Source organism: Sphaerochaeta sp. S2, assembly GCF_016406725.1.
In the GTDB taxonomy this organism is placed as follows: domain Bacteria; phylum Spirochaetota; class Spirochaetia; order Sphaerochaetales; family Sphaerochaetaceae; genus Sphaerochaeta.
This window is the reverse complement of sequence record NZ_JAEKNT010000518.1, coordinates 1-3826: the sequence shown is the minus strand read 5'-3', so window position 1 is coordinate 3826 and position 3826 is coordinate 1. Positions and strand designations below refer to the sequence as shown.

Annotated in this window: 6 protein-coding genes; all 6 read right to left on the bottom strand. The window is 42.7% G+C overall.

The genetic code is table 11. The features are described from left to right. Positions 1–300 precede the first annotated feature (300 nt). Positions 301–741: a terminase TerL endonuclease subunit gene (locus JF818_RS15100; protein WP_233067962.1), complete on the bottom strand. Its 441-nt coding sequence runs from the start codon at positions 739–741 to the stop codon at positions 301–303. After that, on the bottom strand, positions 741–896 hold the full coding sequence (locus JF818_RS15095; protein ID WP_198892844.1) for a hypothetical protein: 156 nt from the start codon (positions 894–896) through the stop codon (positions 741–743). The genes JF818_RS15100 and JF818_RS15095 overlap by 1 nt, the downstream gene beginning before the upstream one ends. Then, positions 893–1696, bottom strand: coding sequence for a hypothetical protein (locus JF818_RS15090; RefSeq protein ID WP_198892842.1), 804 nt, complete (start codon positions 1694–1696; stop codon positions 893–895). The genes JF818_RS15095 and JF818_RS15090 overlap by 4 nt, the downstream gene beginning before the upstream one ends. Further along, a complete protein-coding gene (locus tag JF818_RS15085; RefSeq protein WP_198892841.1) occupies positions 1653–1838 on the bottom strand; it encodes a hypothetical protein in 186 nt (61 codons plus the stop codon). Before JF818_RS15085 ends, JF818_RS15090 begins: the two co-directional genes overlap by 44 nt. A 30-nt stretch (positions 1839–1868) precedes the next feature. Then, complete coding sequence (locus tag JF818_RS15080) at positions 1869–3329, bottom strand: hypothetical protein (protein WP_198892840.1); 1461 nt, start codon at positions 3327–3329, stop codon at positions 1869–1871. Then, positions 3319–3826: tyrosine-type recombinase/integrase (locus tag JF818_RS15075; RefSeq protein ID WP_233067960.1), on the bottom strand; the 508-nt coding region annotated here is incomplete at its 5' end. The genes JF818_RS15075 and JF818_RS15080, both read right to left, overlap by 11 nt.

Sequence of the window (3826 nt, the reverse complement as noted above, 5' to 3'; positions counted from 1 at the left end):
GGTCATGATTGGATTGCCTCCGCTGGCAATCATCCCGGTGAGATAGGCTTCCTTGAACTGGTCGATCGGAAGGGTTATGCTCTTCATCGACTGGCTGAACTTGGCCGCTATGGTCTCGAACCAGTCACCGACCTTGGCTGCAAAGAGTTCTAGTTTTCATGCGTCACAAGCAATCAGTCTTATGTTATAATGCTCCATGCAACCCTTGATGAAGTTACCGACATCAAGATAGTCAACCACGGGACCGAGATGAGCGCGTATCAGTCCATTGGCTATCCAATCCTGCAAGGGCTTTCGGAGTTATCTGGAGAACGCAACAACGTTTTCCCCTGGGATCCAGAACATGTATAACTGTTTCCATTTCTCCCCCTCGATTCTGGGAGGGAAGGTAAGCACAAAAGCAGTGGAGTCGCTGGTGCTTGAAAGGTCCAGTCCTCCATAACAGGTACGTCCTATAAACTCCTCAACATCAAAGGGATCACAACAGCGTTCGAGCCAGATGGCCATGTTCGCCCATCGGGTGGAGCCTATGACCCATTTGTCCATGTTCTTGATGCGGAAATCCACCAGATCACTCTCTGTGAGCTTGCACTTGTCATAGCGGTCCTTGAGCATTCCCGTATTCACGGAAATCCCCATGTTGGGATTTGCCTTTTCCCAGGATACCGGATCCTCGTCCTTGTCACCTTCGTCAGGTTCGTAGATTGAGATCCAGTACCGGTCGGATTCCTCGGCCCCCATCAGGATCTGCTTGCATTTCTCATACTCCTGATGGCATATCCCTCCAAGTTCGGTACCGGCCCTGTTGTGATGATCAGCTCATAGCCGTAAGCGTTGATCTCGATTTCCCTGCGTCGCTGTCTCAGCGATTCCACCAATTCGAAGTTTGCCTTCATACCGTACCTCCCAGTTTCGTCCACCCCGTGATCGGGGCTACCTTGGTTCCTTCGCTGTGATACCGTGTCTTGGCCTGCTTGAGGCTCTTGCTCCTAGTATGCTCCCAGGTGCGGACCGCAGCCTGCCAGTCTTTCATCGGGGTCTTGCCGACTTTCCAGCTGTTTGCCTCGTAATAATCAGCAAACTCCTGGGCATTAATCCCGTTGCCCTTCTCGTAACAATAGGCTGCAATCTCTTCAACCGAAGGTTTCATAAATCTGGTCCTTGAGGTTTTTGAGGTATCAATTCCCCCGGTAGGGGCTATGGGGGTTTCTTTGAGTTCTTCTGGTAAGAGAGTTTCTTTAATAAGTGAGTCTTTTGGTCGGACACTTTTGTCCGAGGGGGTCGGACAATTCTGTCCTACCCCGTCTCCCATTTTTGTCCTACCGTCGGTCAAATTTGTCTTACCCCCGTTTGTGTTGTCCTGTACCTCTGAAATAAGGGATGTGTAGATATTTTCATTGAGCCTGAAACAGCTGAACGTACCACCCTGGCGGACGGTCAGGTGTTCAAGTACTCCCGATTCCTTGAGCTTCAAGAACCTGCGGGCAATGATTTTCTCCGAACATGCAGCTATGGGTATATCCTCCAGCACCCCGCTGTAGTTGACCCAGTACCATGCCTGTCCTTCAACGATTATCGATTTCATGCGGCCTGCTCCCTGGAAGGTAACGAACCAATCAAGGACCAATGCATCATCGACACCGAGTCCCAACTTAAGCAATCTTTTCTGGGAAAATCCAAATATAGTGTACTTCATAAACTTTTTTTCTCATCGATATGATGTCGAAGGTTTGCCCGATCGCTGTAATATAAAACCCAGCACGCTCCAGGGTAAGACGTAACGTCTTGATGATTTTTCGGCCTGTATCGCTGATCAAGACCAGTTGAATATGCTGCATGAAGAAAAATTGACAAGTAATAGTGAAATGTCATTGCTTACTTATTTTTGTAATTATGTCTTCAAAGAGCTCCCTCTCTGATTTATAAAAACATGATCGGGAGAATGCATTATCTATTTTTCTCTTGATGTTAGGATCAGCATCCTTTCCTTTGATCAATTCACTATCCATTAAAAGGTATAAACCATTTATCAGTACACTACTTGCCCAAAATCCAAGTTCTTGTGTCTGGCAAGCTTCCATCCAAATCCTAATGGCTTTCTCAATACTGGGCACAATTCTATTCTTTTCAGTTTTCGTGCACGATAGTATCCATCGACAATCAGGAAATTCTTGTTTTTGATTCATATTGGGAATAATGATTGGAGTTTCCTTGAGAAGTTCGCCGACAATTTCTCGAGCACGTTCTGTCTTGTTATTTGAATAAACTTTGGCTGAATTCAAGTCCCGTTCTACAAATTTGCCAATGGTGTGAGCTTGGTCAGCGTTCTCAGTAGAAATCGATTGAATGCTTGAAGAAAGAGTCTCAATCGTCCTCTGTTGCGACTGGCTTATTTCCATAATTATTTTAATCTGCTCTTGCAGATTTACTAAATCTTGAGATTCATCTGAGGTAAGATTTGTGTCCTCCCAAACACGCCCTTGGAAATCCTCTTTTCTACATAAACCTTCAATAACACGTTCCTGAGTTAATGAGAATATGCTTAAATGATATGCTAACTCATGTTCAACTTTATGAAGGAACAAATCTTTTGCAAATGCTTCCTTCTGAATTGTATGCATAAGAGTATAGTCGGTCCAAACATCTCCTAATGTCTTATCTTCATACCTCATTATTCTCTTGTCAAAAGGCTGAGTATTTTTCTTAGACAAATTTTCACTATCTAGCAACTCTATTTTAAAAACCGCTGGTTCATCAGAATCCTTCCAATCATAAGACACTGGGATATATTGATCACTAGCAATGATATTCAATACTTTTTCGAGAAGATAATTGGAGCAGTTCATTATCGGCAAGTTGTCTTCATATTCATCAGGCCTAATGCGATAATACTCAACAGAGTTGGCATCCCCAAGTGGATACAACTGATTCAACACCTGCCAGAAAACACTTATTTGTATTTTTGCATTTATGTAGTTCTGGGCATGATTATCTGGGATTTGATTATGTTCCAACAATCTCTCCCAAAACAGGTTAAATGAGTAGTTATTAGTTTTTGAAAGCTCACTATAATATGAATACCATGCATCAGAAAATTCTTGTTGAAATATTTGATTGATTTTATCGGGCTCTAGATGCTGAATTTCCCCTGCCAGAAACTTATTCAAAAGGCTATTAATAAAAATGACATGTACCATCATCTTTACTTTTAACACAGCTAATTCAAGCATGGGGATACCATCAGATCTTCTAACAAGTTTGATTGAAAGAAGATTTTTGTAGTTGGAAGTAAGAATAGACAGAAATTCCTTTACAAATTCACGTGTCATCACGAGACTCCTCAATCTTTTGTTCGATATAACTTTGATTTTCTTGACCCTTGAAAACTGAAATTACAGCATTTCCCACTAACAGTAAGTCTTCATCAGTTTCATGTGTATACCGATCTGACATTTCTACGCTTTCATGGCCGACAACTGCACGAAGAGATTTCTCATTGATCAAACCACGCAAATTGGAATTGAATGTATGACGCAAGCTATGGAAATCAACATTACGTTCCAGGCGTTGTTCTTCTGTGATTCCAATGGCATCGAGCGCTTTATAGAAATGATTGAGAATATAACTTGATGAAACAGGATTGGTACTGCTTTTTTCCGACCAGAAAATCATTTTCCCACCTTGATGAGGATTCTGCTCCGCTTCTTTTATTAATAATTCGCACAGCGTCCTCTTCAACGGGACCTTTCTGGTACGTTTACCTTTAGTACTTTTCTGGCCTGCATAATCATTTACAGCACGATCCACTGATATGATACCGAATTGT